Below are 19788 nucleotides of genomic sequence, written 5' to 3'. Positions count from 1 at the left end.
GAACATGGGGAAACCAACTGGATTTATGGAGATCAAACGAGAAAAACCTGCGGAGCGGGACCCTCTCACTCGCTTAAAGGATTGGAAAGAATATTCTGCTCCTTTTTCAGAAGAAGCATCGAAACGGCAAGGGGCGCGGTGTATGGATTGCGGTACACCGTTTTGCCAGATCGGTGCGGACATTAACGGATTTACATCCGGCTGTCCGATTTACAACTTAATTCCTGAATGGAATGATCTTGTCTACCGGGGCAGATGGAAGGAAGCATTGGAACGTCTGTTGAAAACAAACAACTTTCCTGAATTCACAGGGCGGGTATGTCCCGCTCCTTGTGAAGGATCATGCACTTTAGCGATTTCAGACCCGGCCGTATCAATTAAAAACATCGAGCGGACCATTATCGATAAAGGATTTGAGAACGGCTGGATTCAACCTAGAATTCCAAAAAAACGAACAGGCAAAAAAGTTGCTATCGTCGGGTCGGGCCCAGCCGGACTGGCGAGTGCTGACCAGCTGAATCAAGCGGGGCATTCTGTCACTGTTTTTGAGCGCTCAGACAGAGCGGGCGGCCTTTTAACATACGGCATTCCAAACATGAAGCTTGAGAAGGGCATTGTAGAACGCCGAATTAAATTGCTGACGCAAGAGGGAATTGATTTTGTCACGAACACAGAAATCGGTGTTGACATTACAGCTGATGAGCTAAAGGAGCAATTTGATGCTGTGATCTTATGCACAGGCGCTCAAAAACAGCGGGACCTCTTAATTGAAGGACGCGACTCAAAAGGAGTCCATTACGCAATGGACTACCTCACACTTGCAACAAAAAGCTATTTAGATTCTAATTTTAAAGACAAGCAATTCATTGATGCCAAAGGGAAAGATGTCATCGTAATCGGAGGCGGAGATACAGGAGCTGACTGTGTGGCTACCGCTCTGCGTCAAAAAGCCAAAAGCGTGCACCAATTCGGCAAACACCCGAAACTTCCGCCAGCCCGCACGAATGACAATATGTGGCCTGAACAGCCACACGTCTTTACACTTGAATATGCATACGAGGAAGCAGAAGCAAAATTCGGAAGAGATCCGAGAGAATACTCCATTCAAACGACAAAAATGGTCGCGGATAAAAACGGAAAGCTGAAAGAGCTTCATACCATCCAAATGGAAAAAGTGAAAAATGAGCATGGAAAATACGAGTTCCGCGAGCTGCCTGGAACGGAAAAAGTATGGCCTGCTCAGCTTGTCTTTATCGCTATCGGCTTTGAAGGCACAGAACAGCCGCTGTTGAAACAGTTCGGTGTTGATTCAGTAAATAACAAAATCAGTGCAGCATATGGGGATTATCAAACAAATATCGATGGTGTATTCGCCGCAGGGGATGCAAGAAGAGGGCAAAGCTTAATCGTATGGGCGATTAATGAAGGCCGTGAAGTGGCGCGTGAAGTGGATCGATATTTGATGGGGAGTTCAGTTCTTCCGTAAATAAAGGGGATTATCATATAAGAGAAACCGGTCTGGCTGCCAGCCGGTTTCTTTTTTTATTCCATTACGATCCCGATGTTTCCAAACTGTCTGCCTTCCTGCATTCTTTTATATGCTTCACATGCTTTTTCTAAAGGATATATCCGGTCAATTACAGGCCGCAGCTTATGTTTGTCAATGAAAGCGAGCATAGCTTGAAATTCCTCACCGCTTCCCATCGAGGTTCCCAAAACATTGACCTGAGGAAAGAATAGAGAACGCACCGGAAAACTGAGATTATCCCCTGAGCTTGCCCCAAAGCTGACAATACGGCCATTTGGTTTTACATGGCGGAAGTATTCCGAAAAGAGGGCAGGTCCTATGCTGTCAAGAACAACATCCGCCTTTTTTCCCTGCAACTGCTCATCCCAATTGCTGTAGCTGTCAAATGCGTAATCAGCACCTAATTTCAGCGCCTTTTTTCTTTTCTCCTCACTGCGGGAGGTCACGCTTACTGTTGCCCCAATCGCCTTAGCCATAAATAAAGCGTAGGTTGCTACACCGCTGCCGATGCCGGGTATCAATAGATGCTCGCCTTTTTTTAATTGCCCCTTTGTAAACAGAGCCCGATATGCAGTTAAAGCGGATAAAGGTAAAACGCCCGCTTCTTCCCAAGATAAATAAGCAGGTTTTTTGATTGCATTTTGTGAAGGAATGATCACATATTCAGCAAGTGTTCCGTCCGAAGGACCTCCCAGAATCTCAGGTACAGGTGGAACATTTTCTGTCAAATCCCAGTTCAATGTCGGGAAAATGACTACTTCTGTCTGAACAGTAACATTTTTCACGCCTTCACCAATCTCTTCGATGATACCCGCGCCGTCAGAACCCAGTATCATGTGAGGATCTTGTTCAGATTTGTTTTTCATAAGAAACAAGTCACGATGATTCAGGCCTGCAGATTTTAATTTAACCTTTACCTCTCCGTATCCAGGCTTTGTTGATGGAACGTCCTGAACTGATAACCCCAGAAGACCGGCTTTTCCGTTGTGAATTACAGCTTTCATGCTGTCTGCCTCCTCATTAATTGTATTTTCATATCTTTACATATTTTACATAGCGGTTTTCTTCGAGTAAAATGAACAAATATGATAGCCAATATCACTTTTCATCATAGCAAGCAGGTGAGAGCGCGTGGAAAGCGGAGATTTAAAGATTTTTCAGGCTGTTGCTCGCGAAGGAAGCATAACGAAAGCAGCCCAAATGCTGAATTATGTTCAGTCGAATGTGACAGCCAGAGTGCATAACCTTGAGGAAGATTTGAATATCAGGCTTTTTCATCGAACGAATCGGGGAATGAAGCTGACTGCTGCAGGAGAAAATCTTTTACAATATGCAGATCAAGTATTATCGCTGTTAGACCAAGCTGAAAAATCGACCCGAATGAGCAGGCAACCAAAAGGGCCTTTGCGGATCGGATCACTGGAAACAATGGCGGTAACGCATCTGCCTGAGCATGCAGCATCCTTCCTAAGGCGTTTTCCTGAAGTGGATTTATCAGTGAACACAGCTGATACGCATCATTTGATTCAACAGGTTCTTGATCATAAAGTTGATGGCGCTTTTGTATATGGGCCGGTTGAACACGCTGCAGTTAGACAACTCCATGTCTCCCATGATGAATTAGTTTTGATTTCATCACGAGAAGGGACGGCAGAAGACATGCTTCAGCAGCCGATGCTCTTTTTTGGGGCTGGCTGTTCTCATCGTGACAGGGTCAAAAGATTACTAGAGGAAGCAGGCATACACAATCAAAAAATCATAGAGTTTGGCACATTGGAGGCTATTATAAAAGGTGTTTCCGCCGGGATGGGTACGGCGCTGCTCCCAAAGTCCGCTGTTGACGGCTCCGAGCATCGTACAAATGTATGGATTCATCAGCTGCCACCATCATATCAAGACTTAGAGATCGTCTTTATATACAGGAAAGACTTTTTTATTACGAGTGCGTTTCAGACATTTCTTGATGAGATAAACGAAATGAAAAGATGAAGATAGACGTGCATTAGCAGAATAAAGACGTTTGTCAGTTTTTATTTTAAAGATCTGCATGAAAAAACTGTACTCATTTGAAGCGAGTACAGTTTTTTATTTATTTACGTTTTAAATTAATGCCGATCGCCGCGCCGTTTCTGCTTGAATCAGCTACACCTTTAAAGGTGCCGTTTTCATGGTCGATCGATATACTTTGCACGTTTCCGATATCCACCGGACTTGTGCCGAATTTGTGGCCCATGCCGTTTAGCTTGCTGAGGACATCTTTAGGAACTCCGTCTTCGTAACGGTAAGAGCTCATGCTGTTTGTGTAAATTCTCGGCTCTTCAACAGCTGCTTTTAATTCCATACCATATTCAATGTGGTAGAGAATGGTTTGCAAAACGGATGAAATAATTGTGGCCCCGCCAGGAGATCCAACCGTGAGGACAGGCTTGTCATCCTTAAATAAAATCGTCGGGGTCATGCTGCTTAAAGGCCGTTTGTTTGGCTGTACTTCGTTAGCTCCGCCTGGTATCGCATCAAAATCCGTTAATTCATTGTTTAAAATAACACCGTAATCAGGGACCATAATACCCGTTCCGAATAGCTGTTCGATTGTTGTTGTATAAGAAACAACATTTCCCCAACGGTCAGCAACTGTAAAGTGGGTTGTTTGGCCTTCTACTTTGTCTTTCGGCTGTTCAACTTGTTTATAGTTTGCTGATCCTTCTTGGTATTTCCAAGGGTCACCGGCTTTCGGTTTTTTATTCACTTGATCTAGGTTGATTAATTGCTGGCGTTCTTTAATATAATCGGGGTGAAGCAGGCCTTTGAGAGGAACATTTACAAATTCGGGATCACCTGCGTAAGACGCACGGTCGGCATATGACAAATGCATCGTTTCAGCAAGCAGCTGATATTTTTCCCATGAGCGGACATCGTATTGTGAAAGGTTAAAATGATCAAGGATTTTCAGCATTTGCAATAAGAAAATACCGCCGGAGCTTGGAGGAGGAGTAGTAGCGATTTGATAGCCTTGATAATCTCCCCAAATCGGTTCATCAATTGTAATGTCGTAATTTTCTAAATCTTTTTCTGTCATTGATCCGCCGAAATCCTGGACAGTGTCAGAAAGCGTCTTGGCGAATTTTCCTTTATAAAAAGCGTCAGTGCCTTTGGAGCGAATAAGCTTAAATGTTTTAGCCAAATCCTTTTGAATAAGGGTATCTCCTTCTTTAAGCGGTTCGCCATTTGGTAAAAATACATCTTTTGCGGCAGTCCGTGAAAGCTTTTCCTGATAATCAGAAATGGCCTCTGCCAACACCGAATCAATCGGAAAGCCTTTTTCAGCGAGTTTAATAGAAGGGGTAATTAATTGCTTCATCGAACGGGTTCCCCATTTATCCAAGGCTTCTTCCAGCCCTTTCAGAGTGCCTGGAACACCAACGGCAGTACCTTTTGTTACACGTTCAGAGAAAGGAATTGCTTTGCCGTTTTCGTCCAGAAACATATCAGGAGTTGCGCCTGCTGGAGCACGCTCACGGCTGTCGATTATCGTTGTATCCTTCGTTTTTCCGTCATACACCATCATAAAACCGCCGCCGCCAATACCTGACATCATCGGCTCTGTTACATTGAGTGCAAATTGAATGGCAACCGCTGCGTCAATAGCATTTCCTCCTTTTTTCAGCACATCAGCACCGATTTCAGAAGCAAGAGGATGTGCGGTCGCAACCATGCCGTCTTTTCCAACATCTACTTGTTTGTACTCATCGTAGCTTTTGGGCGGTTTTTTAGCTTCCGCGTGAAAAGGGACACTTCCAGCGACTAACAGAACACTAAGCAGAGCTGTTAAACAGACGTTCCACGTTCTTTTCATGTTCTCCCTCCTATATGAAGCTGTATTGTTACAATCTTAGCGTAAAAAAATTACAGCGTTTTCACAAGTGACAAATGGTATATTATATAGTGCATAATGCCGTTTTTCTGTGCAAAATTGATTATATTGATATGAGCCATGTGCTATATTAGAATCAGCATACGGATTAAGAAGGGACTGCTATATGTATTTAACGATTGAAGAAACAGCAGAATATACAAATCTTTCAGAGGATTATATTAAAAGCTTGGTGCTCGAAGGGAAAATCAGAGCCGTTCATGACGGGGAGCAATTTTTGATTTATAAGGAACAGTTCAAAACGCATCTCGAACAGCTGGAGAATTACAAAGCACTTGTGCAGGAAATATTAAATGAACCGATCCCGGAAGATATTGATGTAAAGGATGAGGATTAGGACACAATTTGAAATTGTGTCTTTTTTTGTATATTTTTGCGGAAGCTCCAGAAAATTGGGAGTGTCAGATTTCATTTTAAGAGGTTTTTTGATGATTAGTAGGGGGATAAGTATCCAAGAGGTTAAAAGCTTTATAAGAGGCTTTAAAGCTTATTTTATAGGGTGAAGGTTGGAAGAAGCTTTTTTAAAAGCTTATGTAACACTATGTATATTATGTTACATAAATGCCGCTGCACTTTGACATTCAACGTTTTTCAGATATAATAGTAACATAGACCTCAAAACGTTACATAACGGTTTTTAAGGAGTTTTTTGATGCATATTGTACAGCCAATTCGCAGTCTAGAGAAAATCCAAGAAGTCAAACAGTATTTGCTTAACAAAAACAAGCGGGATTATTTTCTGTTTATTTTCGGCATCAACAGCGCGCTCCGCATTTCTGATATTCTGCCGCTGCAAGTGAAGGACGTTCAAAATAAAGATCATTTATGGGCGACTGAAAGCAAAACGAAAAAGAAAAGAAAGATTCTTATTTTAGAATCGCTGAAACAGGAAATATACGAGTATACAAAAGACATGAAGGAAAACGAATATCTTTTTAAATCAGTGCGGACCAGGAAGCCGATTTCCCGCATTCAGGCCTACAGAATTTTAAGAGAGGCTGCTGCGGCGTGCGGACTTGAGGAGATAGGGACGCATACACTCCGGAAAACGTTTGGCTATCATTTTTATCAGCGAACGAAAGACATCGCCGAGCTGCAGAGAATACTGAATCATTCATCACCATCAATTACAATGCGGTATATCGGTATTGATGAAGATACGACAAGAGCCGCATATAAGGTTTTTGGAGGGCTTTAATACAAATCGCTTGAAAATATTGATCATCAGAGCTACTATATAAATACCAAAAGCTCTAGTAGCACAGCGGATAGTGCAGCAGTTTCCTAAACTGCAGGTCGGGAGTTCGAATCTCTCCTAGAGCGTTATATTCACAAAAAGACAACAGGCACTTTTCGCCTGTTGTCTTTCTTTATGCAAACCAAATAAAAAACGCCCGCTTATACCGGGCGTTTTTCTTATATAACTGCGTCAAATTGATTGACTTTCCATTTTTTATTTTCTTTCACGAATGTCACTTTCCGTTTTGCAGAAGGGGATCCGTCTAATGTAGGGACGGTAAATTCGTATGTGATTGTGCCGCCTTTTTTAGAGACCAGTTTAGCAGTTGATTTTTTCCAATTCAAAAGATTGTCTCCGTCACCGATTGGAACAGCAAGCTTTCCTTTTGAAACAGTGAAATGATAATCTATAAAGCCTTTTTCGATTGCTGTTTTTGTAAAAATAGGAGTTAAGTAATTCACCGCTTTTGCTTTAGTGCCTAGATCGCTGCACATGTATACATATTGAAGATTTTGATACTCGAATGTGCCTGATGGGCAAACTGCTTTTTTCACCTTCGGATTGTGGCCGCTCATGGTGTTCCAAAAATGTTCTCTAGCGGATAATGCCAACTGTAATGCTTGTTTTTGTGATAAATCGCCTGATGTATTTTTCGCAAATGCATTTGTGCTTAATGACAGAATAAGTGCAATGGTTGTTAGAAATAGAAGACATTTTTTCATTATCGCTCTCTCCTTCAAAATCTCTTTCTCTTATGTTACAAATGTTACAATAATTACGGATAGATTACAATACTTTTGCATAAATTATTTTTTTATTCTTTTACTCACAAAAAATACGCCATTACTTGCTAGTTTATTCTTCATAAGCTAAAAAGATGTGTAAAATTAGAAGAATCGGGAAGGGTTTCATATGTGCAGTGATGAATAATAACATGTTACATATCCTGTTTTTGTCAAAAAGAGGGCATGTTTAAAAACGATTTCAAATAAAGGAGTCCTTTAATATGGAAACATCACAAGAACCTCTTGTAACTCAAAAGAAAAGCAAACCATCAGTTTGGCGGTCGATGTCACTCTTTTTAGTGCCGCTTCTGCTGAGCAATGTGCTGCAATCAGTCGGCCAGCTAGTCGGGATGATGGCTGTAGGCAGATGGCTCGGTGTTGATGCAGTGGCAGCTGTATCATCCTTTTTCCCGTTATTTTTTCTTTTAATCTCATTTACAATTGGGATCGGTTCAGGAAGTTCGATTCTGATCGGACAAGCTTACGGAGCGAAAAATGAGGAACGGCTAAAGGCTGTTGTCGGGACGACGCTCACGTTTACATTTTTATTAGGCGTAGTGTTAGCCGTTATCGGCAGTATTTTCACCCTGGATATCCTTCGTTTAATGGGAACACCTGAAAATGTCATTCATGTCAGCGCTAACTATGCACGTATTTTATTTTATGCTATGCCGTTTATGTTTTTATATTTTGCATATACTACCTTTTTGCGCGGAACAGGAGATTCCAAGACACCGTTTTATACGCTGATTGTGAGCACGGTCATCAACATCGCGCTTTTGCCTGTTTTAATCCTTGGCATGTTTGGTTTTCCGAAACTGGGCATATACGGCTCGGCATATGCAACTGTCATTTCCACGATTGCGACTTTTCTCGTGTTAATGGTGTATTTACGAAAGCGAAAACACCCGCTGCAATTTGATAAAACAGTGCGTCGTTATTTGAAAATGGATAAGGAACTGCTGGTTCTCCTGCTGCGTCTTGGGGTCCCAGCAAGCATCAATATGATTCTTGTCTCATTATCAGAGATAGCGGTTATTTCATTCGTCAATCATTACGGCTCTAATGCAACAGCTGCATACGGAGTGGTCAACCAGGTGGCCAGCTATGTACAGATGCCGGCCGTCAGCCTTGGTATTGCGGTTTCTATTTTCGCTGCGCAATCGATCGGAGCAAACGAGTTTGACCGCTTAAAGCAGGTCATTCGCGTTGGGATTTGGCTGAATTATATCATTGGCGGCGTACTGATCATTCTGATCTATGTTTTTTCACATCAGATTTTATCGTTATTTTTAACCGAGCAAGAGACGCTTTACATTGCGCACCGTCTTTTGATGATTACACTGTGGAGCTATTTGCTGTTTGGAAATGCCCAAATTATTTCTGCAACGATGCGGGCAAGCGGAACGGTTTTATGGCCGACCGTCATCAGTATTTTTGCAATCTGGGGAGTAGAGGTGCCTGTTGCTTTCGTCCTTTCTCACTATACAAAGCTTGAAATACTCGGCGTCTGGGTTGGTTATCCAGCTGCGTTTGCCGTCAGCTTGCTGTTGATTTATGGGTATTATCAATTCGTCTGGAAAAAGAAACAAATCACACGTCTCATCCAATAGCCTCCGAATCACACCGTTCATAAGTTTGAACGGTGTTTTTTTATTTGATAGGGGAAAATATAAAATGGAGGAAATATGGTACAGTACATTGAATTCTTATACTAGCAATGAATCAAGGAGAGGTTGAGTAAACATGGCAAACTTTATTGAAAAAATGACTTATTTGGGAACACCGGCCATCAAAGCGGGCAACGAACATCTAGAAATGATTGTTGTCCCTGAGTGGGGGAGCAAAGTCATTTCTCTCGTGGACAAAACAACAAATGTCCAGCTTTTGCGTGAACCGGAAACAGCAGAAAGTTTTCACGACACACCAACATTGTATGGCATTCCAATCCTGTTCCCGCCTAACCGCATAAGTGACGGTACATTCAGTTTCCGGGGCAGAACGTATCATTTTGATATCAACGAGAAGGATAAACACAACCATCTTCACGGGTTTCTTTACCATGAAAAGTGGAATGTCGTGACCACGAAGCAAACTGATGAAGAAGTGATTGTTGAAACAGAAATTGATCTTTCTGAGCTTCCCCATGTGCAGAAGCAATTTCCTCATCATGCCGTCGTTCGGATGACATACACAATCAAGGAGAATACCCTATTTAAACATGCGACGGTCATGAACAAAGGAAAGGAAGCGTTTCCTTGGGGAATTGGTTATCATACTACATTTATATTTCCGGCAGAAAGCTCGTTATTCTCCCTGACAGCAGATCAGCAATGGGAGTTGGATGAACGCCTGCTGCCGACCGGGAAACTGATGGGTGTACCGAATAAAGAAGCTTTGCATGAAGGAATGGATTTGCGCCACAAGCAGCTGGATGATGTCTTTTTATCTTCTTATCAGAAGAGGGGCGGAGAAAACCAGGCAGTCATTTATCATCAGCATGCACATATCAGCATTATTTATAAGGCAGATGAACAGTTTAAACATTGGGTTGTATACAATGCGGACGGAAAACAAGGGTATTTATGCCCTGAACCTTACACATGGGTGACAAACGCAGTGAATCTTGATTTACCTTCGTCACTCACTGGTTTTCAAGTGCTGGAGCCGGGAGAAGAAACGACAGCTAAAAGCAGTATCACCATTGAACTGAATCATCAATAGCCAATGATGAAGCGCAGAGAGGCGGGGAAATTAATGAAAAAAAGCATAAAGCTTTATGTTGCTGTTTTACTGCTTTTCGTCGTTGCTTCGGTGCCTTATATGCATCAGGCTGCGCTTGCCGCTGAAAAACAAGATGCACTTTCCGGGCAGATCGATAAGATTTTAGCTGATCATCCTGCCCTCGAAGGCGCAATGGCCGGCATCACCGTTCGCTCTGCGGAAACAGGTGCTGTTCTATATGAACATTCAGGAGACACCCGAATGAGGCCTGCCTCTTCTCTAAAGCTTTTGACAGCGGCCGCGGCACTTTCTGTCCTTGGCGAGAACTATTCTTTTACAACCGAGGTCCGGACGGATGGAACACTGAAAGGGAAAAAGCTGAATGGTAACCTTTATTTGAAAGGGAAAGGCGATCCGACACTTTTACCATCTGATTTTGACAAAATGGCTGAGAAATTGAAACATTCCGACGTAAAAGTAATTAAAGGCAATCTGATCGGTGATGATACGTGGCATGATGACATGCGATTATCACCTGATATGCCTTGGAGCGATGAATACACATATTATGGCGCGCCAATCTCCGCTCTAACAGCGTCTCCAAACGAAGACTATGATGCAGGCACTGTGATTGTTGAGGTAACCCCAAATCAAAAAGAAGGGGAAGAGCCTGCCGTGTCTGTCTCTCCGAAAACCGATTATATAACGATAAAGAACGATGCTAAAACGACTGCTGCCGGTTCAGAGAAAGACCTCACAATCGAAAGAGAGCATGGAACAAACACGATTACAATTGAAGGGAGCGTACCGGTTGACGCAAACAAGACAAAGGAATGGATTTCTGTCTGGGAGCCTGCCGGATATGCCTTAGATTTATTTAAGCAGTCACTAAAAAAACAAGGTATTACTGTGAAAGGGGACATCAAGACGGGTGAAGCACCTAGTTCTTCAGATGTGCTGCTCTCTCATCGCTCAATGCCTTTATGGAAACTTTTTGTGCCGTTCATGAAATTAAGTAATAACGGACATGCCGAAGTGCTCGTAAAAGAGATGGGGAAAGTGAAAAAAGGAGAAGGGAGCTGGGAAAAGGGGCTCGAAGTGTTAAACAGTACGCTTCCGGAATTTGGTGTTGATTCTAAATCACTCGTCTTAAGAGACGGATCAGGAATCTCACATATTGATGCTGTATCCTCAGATCAACTTTCACAGCTGTTATATGACATTCAGGATCAGAGTTGGTTCTCGGCTTATCTAAATTCTTTACCTGTTGCGGGCAATCCTGACAGAATGGTGGGCGGAACGCTGAGAAACCGCATGAAAGACACTCCTGCACAAGGAAAAGTAAGAGCAAAAACCGGATCGCTCAGTACGGTAAGCTCTCTATCGGGGTACGCAGAAACAAAGAGCGGAAAAAAACTTGTTTTCTCTATTCTTCTAAATGGATTGATTGATGAAGAGGATGGAAAAGATATTGAGGATCAAATCGCTGTCATTTTGGCAAATCAATAATAGCGGCAGACCTGTTTTCCAAGAGAAAACAGGTTTTTTTTATGTCTGTAATAACGCTTTGTCGAACCTTCCAACAATTAGAAGAATCATGCACAAAAGAAAATTAGTCCGATTAAAAAGTAGTGTATAAGACCTTATGTAAAACAATACTTTTATCACTTTATATCCGGAAATTTGATAAAAAAAGAAACGAAAAATAAAGAAATAATACTATATTCAAAAAAATGTTATAAAAATTTAATGTTTTTTATTGTACTTTAAAAAATATCCGTTAATATAGTGCATATATGGATTATATAGTCATATAATTTCTTTTATTGACATTTTTCTGCTTTTTTCTACTTTTTCTTATCCTCTTATTATGAGAACTGGAGGGAATCCGTTGAGCGAACATACTTATTCTTTAACCCATGCCCAAAGGAGAGTGTGGTTTACTGAACTGCTGGAGCCAGATACCAGCATTTGCAATCTCACAGCTTGTGTGAAATTCAAAGGCAATATTGAGCTTGATACTCTAGAGGGAGCGCTGAATCATTCCATCTCCCGCAACGACGCCATCAGATTTCAGCTGTTAGAAGGAGAAGAGCTTGAGCCGCGATTGCACCTTACTGAATATAAATATTATCCACTTAGAATAATTGATTTTTCAAATGTTGAAATGATAGAAATAGAGCAATGGATTCAGGATCAAGCGAGCATTCCATTTAAACTGTTCAACTCGCCTCTTTTTCAATTTTACCTCCTTAGAATTGACTCTCATGAAGTTTGGCTATTTGCGAAATTCCATCATATCATAATGGATGGAATCTCTTTAAATGTGATGGGAAATCAAATTATAGATCTTTATCAAAAAATGAAAAAGAAAGATCCTTTACCTGATCAGCCGGAACCTTCTTACTTGAGCTACATCGAAAAAGAGAGTCAATATCTACAATCTCCGCGGTTTGCAAAGGACCGTTTATTTTGGACGCAAACCTTTGAGCACCCGTTGGAATACCACTCGTTAGCCGACCAGACGTCCTTACAAAAACAGAGCACATCTGCATCCAGAGACACCATCATTCTTTCACCTGATCTAGAGCAAACGATTCGAATCTTCTGCGAAGAACACAAGATCAATATCATTTCCTTATTTATGGCTTCATTTTACATATGCATCAGCCGAATCACTTCTAAAAAAGATCTTGCCATTGGCACCTACTATGGCAACAGAGGGTCAAAGGCTGAAAAAGAAATGCTCGGCATGTTCGTTAGTTCTCTTCCAATCAGAATAACGGTTGATCCTGACACAGATTTTCTTTCCTTTGTCCGCACAATAGGCAGGGAACAGCTTTCTGTTATGCGTCATCAACGGTTTCCTTATAATTTGCTTGTAAATGAATTAAGAAATGAACAGAAGGATTTACACAACCTTATCGGTATATCTATGCAGTATCAGCCACTTCAGTGGCATAATGCAGATGATTTTGACTATGAAACAGCGCTTTACTTCAGCGGATACACCGCGAACGAGCTTTCAGTTCAAATACAAGAACGGATAGACAATGGAACCATTCAATTAAATTTCGACTATCAAAATACCTTGTTTTCTCTTGAGGATATTAAACGAATACAATCTCATCTGCTTACCATACTGGAAAACGCCCTTCAACATCCGCACAGCTTTATAAGAGAATTAGATATGACGAATACAAGAGAAAAGCAAAAATTGTTGTATGAGTTTAACAAGACGGAAGCTGTTTCGCCTAAAGCTTTCACCCTGCATGGGCTGTTTGAGCGACAGGCAGCTTTCACACCGGAGCGGCTGGCCATTCGCTTTTCAGGCGGTTCGCTGACATACGCTGAGCTTGACATGTATGCCAGCCGGCTGGCTGCGCACCTTGCGGCACGCGGCGTCACAAACGAAAGTATCGTCGGTGTCCTGTCTGAACGCTCACCTGACATGCTGATCGCTGTCCTTGCTGTATTGAAGGCCGGAGGGGCCTATTTGCCGCTTGATCCTGCGTATCCAAAGGAGCGGCTGAGCTACATGCTGAAAGACAGCGGGGCATCACTCTTGCTGACGCAGCCGAAATGTTCCGTACCGAACTTTTCCGGAGAGACGCTTGAAGTGGACATGACATCTCTTGCAGGCGAAAAAGCAGAGAACCATGAGTTTACTCCTGCTGATGGCGGTTCTCTCGCCTATGTCATCTATACATCGGGCTCTACCGGGCAGCCGAAAGGAGTGGCCGTTGAGCACCGCCAGGCTGTTTCCTTTCTGACCGGCATGCAGCACCAGTTTCCGCTTTCAGAAGATGACATTGTCATGGTGAAAACCTCTTTTTCCTTTGATGCGTCTGTGTGGCAGCTGTTTTGGTGGGCTCTTTCCGGTGCTTCGGCGTATCTGCTTCCGCCCGGCTGGGAAAAAGACCCCGCGTTGATCGTACAAGCCATTCATCAGGAAAACGTGACAACGGCTCATTTTATTCCGGCTATGCTGAACAGCTTTCTGGATCAAGCAGAAATGTTAGCGCTTGGTGACGGGACAAACCTAAAGCGTGTATTCGCCGGAGGTGAACCGCTTGCGCCGCGTACGGCAGCCCGTTTTGCTTCTGTATTGCCGCAGGTATCATTAATCCATGGTTACGGGCCGACAGAAGCAACGGTAGACGCGGCATTTTACGTATTGGATCCAGAACGGGACAGAGACCGTTTGCGGATTCCGATTGGGAAGCCCGTACCCGGTGCGCGTTTGTATGTTTTAGATCCGTATTTAGCCGTACAGCCTTCCGGTGTCGCCGGCGAACTATACATTGCCGGAGCGGGTGTTGCCAGAGGTTATTTGAATCGGCCGGCATTAACGGAGGAGCGTTTTCTTGAAGACCCGTTTTACCTGGGGGAACGCATGTACAAAACCGGGGATGTGGCGCGCTGGCTCCCTGACGGGAATGTTGAATTCCTCGGGCGTACGGATGATCAGGTGAAAATCCGCGGCTACCGGATTGAGCCGGGAGAGATTGAAGCGGCACTAAGAAGCATAGAAGGCGTAAGGGAGGCGGCCGTTACCGTACGGACAGACAGCGGCGAGCCGGAATTATGCGCTTATGTAGAAGGGCTCCAAAGAAACGAAGTGCGTGCACAGCTTCAGAGACTGTTGCCGGGCTACATGGTCCCAGCCTATATGATAGAAATGGAACAGTGGCCGGTTACACCAAGCGGAAAGCTCGACCGAAACGCCCTGCCAGCTCCTGGCGGAGCGGCAGATGCGGAGACCTACACGGCGCCGAGAAACGTGACTGAGATGAAGCTTTCTCAGCTGTGGGAGGACGTGCTGAAAAATGGCCCTGTCGGGATTCACGACAACTTTTTTGACCGCGGGGGACATTCCTTAAAAGCAACGGCGCTTGTCTCACGGATCGCCAAAGAATTCGATGTACAGGTGCCGCTAAAAGATGTGTTTGCCCATCCGACGGTAGAAGGACTGGCTACCGTTATCCGTGAAGGAACGGACAGTCCATATGAAGCGATTAAGCCCGCTGAAAAACAGGAAACCTATCCGGTTTCCTCTGCCCAAAAGCGGATTTATGTCCTTCAGCAGCTGGAGGACGGAGGGACAGGCTACAATATGCCGGCTGTGTTAGAGCTCGAAGGGAAGCTCAACCTTGAAAGGATGGACAGAGCTTTCAAAGAGCTGATCAAGCGCCACGAGTCGCTTCGGACCGCCTTCGAACAGGACGCAGGAGGCGACCCGGTGCAGCGCATCCATGACGAGGTGCCGTTTACGTTACAGACTACAGTTCTCGGCGAACGAACCGAACAGGAGGCCGCAGCCGCATTTATCAAACCGTTTGATCTCAGCCAAGCGCCGCTGTTCCGTGCCCAAATCGTAAAGGTATCAGATGAGCGGCACCTGTTGCTGGTTGATATGCATCACATCATTTCAGACGGTGTTTCCGTCAACATTCTGATTCGGGAATTCGGCGAGCTGTACAATAATCGGAAGCTTCCGGCACTGCGCATTCAATATAAAGATTATGCCGTATGGCAAGAAGGATTTAAAACAGGAGATGCGTACAAAACGCAAGAGGCGTACTGGCTGAAGCAGCTCGAGGACGAGCTGCCTGTGCTGGATCTTCCGGCTGATCATGCCCGCCCGCCGGTGCGAAGCTTCGCGGGTGACAAGGTCTCATTTACGCTGGATCAAGAGGTTGCATCAGGCCTTCACAAGCTGGCACGAGAAAACGGAAGCACACTGTACATGGTGCTCCTTGCGGCTTACACCGCGTTCTTGTCACGCTTAAGCGGACAGGAAGATATCATCGTCGGCTCGCCAATCGCCGGCCGGCCGCACAAGGATCTTGAGCCGATACTCGGCATGTTTGTGAACACGCTGGCGCTTCGGACGCGCCCGGAGGGCAGGAAGCCATTCGTACAGTATTTGCAGGAAGTGCGTGAGACAGCATTGGAAGCCTTTGAGCACCAAGATTACCCGTTCGAAGAGCTTGTTGATAAGCTTGAATTGACACGGGATATGAGCCGGAATCCAGTGTTTGATGCGATGTTTATCCTTCAAAATGTGGAAAAACAGGACATAGATCTGAGAGAAATAAAAGCCCGGCCTGCCAATTTCGCACATCACATTTCTTTATTTGATATCACATTAATAGCTACTGAAATAAATGGATCTATTTGCTGCGAAATGGAATTTAGTACAGAAGTATTCCTGAAAGCTACGATTGAACGCTGGGCCGATCATTTTACCGAATTTCTGCATGCGGCACTTTCAACCCCTGAAACAAGCCTTGCACAAATAAACATACTTAGTGATAAAGAAAAACAAAAAATAGTCTTTGAATTTAACAAAACTCAAGTTGAATTTGCTCAAAAAGATATTCCTTTTCATCGCATATTTGAAGCGAAAGCTGAAGAAAATCCAGAACATATAGCTGTTATTGATAACGAAACAGAGATTAGCTATCGGCTTCTAAATGAAAGAGCCAATCGTCTGGCACGAACATTGCAAAACAGAAAAGGACCGAAGCCAACTGTGGCTGTTTTAGCCAAGCGGTCCATCGATGCAATTGTTGGCGTGCTGGCAGTGATGAAAGCTGGCGGAGTGTATATCCCAATCGATTCACATTATCCAAAAGCTCGTATTGAATACATTCTTCGTGATAGCGGGGCAGATATTCTTCTTTTACAGAGAGAGTTGAAGCATTTGATTTCGAACTCGCCTGAGTCTGAAATGTCTCACATCTTCCTTGACGATGAGGGCTCTTTTGAAGAAAGTAACTGCAACCTTAACTTATCTCCTGCTCCTGAAGAGCCGGTATATATCATTTATACGTCAGGAACGACGGGTGCGCCTAAAGGTGTTATTGTCACCTATCAGAACTTTACTCATGCTGCTCTTGCTTGGCGTCAAATTTATGAACTGGATCGGAAGCCTGTCAGACTGCTTCAAATCGCGAGCTTTTCATTCGATGTCTTCTCAGGAGATTTGGCGAGAACATTGACCAACGGCGGGACTCTAATCGTTTGCCCAGATGAAACACGGCTGGAACCTGCTGAAATATATAAAATCATGAACTCTCGGAGAATCACGGTGATGGAGTCGACACCGGCTCTCATTATCCCGGTGATGGAGTATGTATACCGTAATCAGTTCAAGCTTCCTGACTTAGACATACTGATTCTTGGTTCCGACATGGTGAAAGCTCAAGATTTCAAAACATTGACAGATCGCTTTGGTCAAAGCATGCGCATCATTAATAGCTATGGTGTCACAGAGGCAACCATTGATTCGAGCTGCTATGAAACCAGTATGGGTGGAGAGTGTATGGGAGATAACGTACCAATCGGCAGCCCGCTGCCGAATGTACACATGTACGTACTCAGCCAGACTGATCAAATTCAGCCGATCGGTGTTGCCGGCGAGCTGTGCATCGGCGGGGCAGGTGTTGCGAAAGGCTATCATCATAAACCTGACTTAACGCAAATGAAATTTACAGAAAATCCATTTGTCTCTGGAGAAAGGCTGTACAGAACCGGTGATCGAGCATGCTGGCTTCCAAACGGAACGATCAGGCTTCTTGGCCGAATGGATTATCAAGTAAAGATAAATGGATACAGAATTGAAACAGGAGAAATTGAAAGTGTTCTGCTTCAAACGGGGCTTGTCAGAGAAGCTGCTGTTGCCGTTCAGCATGATAAAAATGGACAGGCTGGTTTAGCAGCATATATTGTGCCTTCAGACGTCAATACGAATGCTCTCCGTGCTGCTTTAACAAAGGAGCTGCCAGCGTATATGATTCCTGCACATCTGATTCCTTTAGAAAACATGCCGCTAACCCTAAACGGAAAGCTGGACAGAAATGCCTTGCCGGCTCCAAATAATGTGTTATCGCGTCCATATACCGCACCAGTTAACGACATGCAAAAAACGATGGCGTATATATGGGAAGATGTACTGAGCATGTCACGAGTCGGCATTCACGATTCCTTTTTTGAGCTTGGCGGAGACTCAATTAAAGCATTACAAGTGGCAGCACGTCTGGCAGCTGAAGGCTGGAGCATGACAATACGCGACTTATTCCGTTATTCAACGATTCAGGAACTATGCGGACATATCACACCATTGGCATCTCAAGCGGACCAGGGACCTGCGGAAGGTGAAGCTGAACTCACCCCGATTCAGCGAAGATTTTTCGGACAGGTACATGCTTTTCACTATCATTACAACCAGTCCGTCATGCTTTTCAGTGAAAAAGGATTCAATGCTAACGCGCTTCATCTAGCGCTGCGTAAAATAACCGAGCATCATGATGCCATTCGCATGATTTTCCAACGTGACCAAAACGGCCATGTCATTCAGTTTAATCGCGGAATCAATCACAAGGATCATGAACTGTTTGGCCTTTATATTTCAGATTGGACAAAAGCATCGCTGGAAAGGGCTCACCTTGATGAAAAACTTGCCGCTGAGGAAACCGTCATTCAAAGCAAAATGAATGTAGAAAAAGGGCCTTTGCTGCAAGCAGGTTTGTTTAAAACGGCAGAAGGGGATCATTTGCTGATTGCACTTCATCATCTTGTGATAGATGGCGTTTCTTGGAGAATTCTGCTTGAGGATTTAGCTGCAGCATATCAACAGGCTTTAGAAAAGAAAGAAATCCAATTACCGCCAAAAACGGATTCTTATTTATCCTACGCCGATGGTCTTACCCAAATAGCTGAAAGTAAACAATTGCATTCAGAGAAAACGTATTGGCAAACGATTTTAGACGCTCACACTGCTTTTCTTCCTAAGGACATAGAAAATGTGCCGGACAGACTCCAAAAGAACAGCGACGCAGCAGCGTTTGTACTATCCGGGGACTGGACTGAAAAATTGCAGTTTGAAACCCAGCAAGCCTATGGTACTGATGCCAACGAACTTTTGCTTACGGCTTTAGGAATGGCGCTTTCTGAATGGACTGGGCATGACCAAATCGTGATCAGCACTGAGGGACACGGTAGAGAAGGGCATGTGCCAAACATTGATATTTCAAGGACAGTTGGATGGTTTACTTCCATTTATCCTATTCTGCTAGACATGGGTATTCCCGAGCCTTTCGAGGATCAGCTCGCATACCGAATTAAGACGACAAAAGATATGCTGAGAAGAGTACCGAACAAAGGAACTGGATACGGATTGTTAACACACATAGGAGAACTGCGGCATAAAGAGCCTGAGGTCAGCTTTAATTATCTCGGTCAATTTAGCGAAGAGAAGGAAGCTGAAACGTTTCAATTATCATATTACAAGCCCCGTTACGAAATAGCGGGTGAAAGAGAACGAGAGTATGAGCTGGACATCAACGCTCTCATTACGGACGGACGGCTTCAAGTAAAAGCGGTATACACCCAGGTGTTCAGCAAACACTCAATTGAGTGCTTTATGGATCGTTTTCACAGGCATCTTATCGAGACGATTGAGCATTGTACGCAGAAAAAAGCACGCGAAAAAACATTGAGCGATTTCAGCAATAAGGAATTAACGTTGTCTGCATTATCTAGCATCGAAGATCTCGTGAAAGATCTTTAACTT

At 43.8% G+C, this 19788-nt stretch carries 11 protein-coding genes and 1 tRNA gene; 9 read left to right on the top strand and 3 right to left on the bottom strand.

What is annotated here, in order from left to right:
* Positions 1-4 precede the first annotated feature (4 nt).
* Entirely contained in the window at positions 5-1486 is a 1482-nt protein-coding gene (gltD, locus tag MKX71_RS09925; RefSeq protein ID WP_014479972.1) for a glutamate synthase small subunit, read from the top strand.
* A 56-nt stretch (positions 1487-1542) separates the two neighbouring features.
* Here gltD and MKX71_RS09920 read toward each other — a convergent pair whose 3' ends face one another.
* On the bottom strand, positions 1543-2532 hold the full coding sequence (locus MKX71_RS09920) for a zinc-binding dehydrogenase (protein WP_014479971.1): 990 nt from the start codon (positions 2530-2532) through the stop codon (positions 1543-1545).
* A gap of 127 nt (positions 2533-2659) precedes the next feature.
* On the opposite strand from MKX71_RS09920, the gene yofA reads away from it, so the two are divergent.
* Entirely contained in the window at positions 2660-3517 is an 858-nt protein-coding gene (yofA, locus tag MKX71_RS09915; protein ID WP_003231468.1) for a LysR family transcriptional regulator YofA, read from the top strand.
* A 100-nt stretch (positions 3518-3617) separates the two neighbouring features.
* Here yofA and ggt read toward each other — a convergent pair whose 3' ends face one another.
* Complete coding sequence (gene ggt / locus MKX71_RS09910) at positions 3618-5381, bottom strand: gamma-glutamyltransferase (protein WP_003231470.1); 1764 nt, start codon at positions 5379-5381, stop codon at positions 3618-3620.
* A 184-nt stretch (positions 5382-5565) separates the two neighbouring features.
* Here ggt and MKX71_RS09905 point away from each other — a divergent pair, with 184 nt between their 5' ends.
* From MKX71_RS09905 to MKX71_RS09895, 3 genes are all read left to right on the top strand, one after another.
* On the top strand, positions 5566-5796 hold the full coding sequence (locus MKX71_RS09905) for an excisionase family DNA-binding protein (RefSeq protein WP_003231472.1): 231 nt from the start codon (positions 5566-5568) through the stop codon (positions 5794-5796).
* Positions 5797-6111: 315 nt separating this feature from the next.
* A complete protein-coding gene (locus tag MKX71_RS09900; RefSeq protein ID WP_003231473.1) occupies positions 6112-6657 on the top strand; it encodes a site-specific integrase in 546 nt (181 codons plus the stop codon).
* A 52-nt stretch (positions 6658-6709) separates the two neighbouring features.
* Positions 6710-6782, top strand: a tRNA-Arg gene (locus MKX71_RS09895).
* A gap of 93 nt (positions 6783-6875) precedes the next feature.
* Here the strand turns inward: MKX71_RS09895 and iseA are convergent.
* Positions 6876-7421 (bottom strand): DL-endopeptidase inhibitor IseA, encoded by a 546-nt coding sequence (iseA, locus tag MKX71_RS09890; RefSeq protein WP_339232012.1) that lies wholly within the window; start codon positions 7419-7421, stop codon positions 6876-6878.
* A gap of 284 nt (positions 7422-7705) precedes the next feature.
* Here iseA and MKX71_RS09885 point away from each other — a divergent pair, with 284 nt between their 5' ends.
* From MKX71_RS09885 to ppsA, 4 genes are all read left to right on the top strand, one after another.
* Positions 7706-9097 carry an MATE family efflux transporter gene (locus MKX71_RS09885; RefSeq protein WP_004399508.1) on the top strand — a complete coding sequence of 464 codons (1392 nt, stop codon included), beginning with the start codon at positions 7706-7708 and terminating at the stop codon, positions 9095-9097.
* A gap of 133 nt (positions 9098-9230) precedes the next feature.
* Positions 9231-10208 carry an aldose 1-epimerase gene (gene galM / locus MKX71_RS09880; protein ID WP_339232011.1) on the top strand — a complete coding sequence of 326 codons (978 nt, stop codon included), beginning with the start codon at positions 9231-9233 and terminating at the stop codon, positions 10206-10208.
* Between the two features lie 33 nt (positions 10209-10241).
* Positions 10242-11717 carry a D-alanyl-D-alanine carboxypeptidase/D-alanyl-D-alanine-endopeptidase gene (gene dacB, locus MKX71_RS09875; RefSeq protein WP_339232010.1) on the top strand — a complete coding sequence of 492 codons (1476 nt, stop codon included), beginning with the start codon at positions 10242-10244 and terminating at the stop codon, positions 11715-11717.
* 382 nt (positions 11718-12099) lie between these two features.
* Complete coding sequence (gene ppsA / locus MKX71_RS09870; protein ID WP_339232008.1) at positions 12100-19785, top strand: plipastatin non-ribosomal peptide synthetase PpsA; 7686 nt, start codon at positions 12100-12102, stop codon at positions 19783-19785.
* The last annotated feature ends 3 nt before the right edge of the window (positions 19786-19788 follow it).

This window comes from Bacillus sp. FSL M8-0071 (genome assembly GCF_037975455.1).
GTDB classification, from domain to species: Bacteria; Bacillota; Bacilli; order Bacillales; family Bacillaceae; genus Bacillus; species Bacillus subtilis.
Note: the sequence above shows the minus strand (reverse complement) of the source record. Positions and strands in the feature narration are given on the sequence as shown.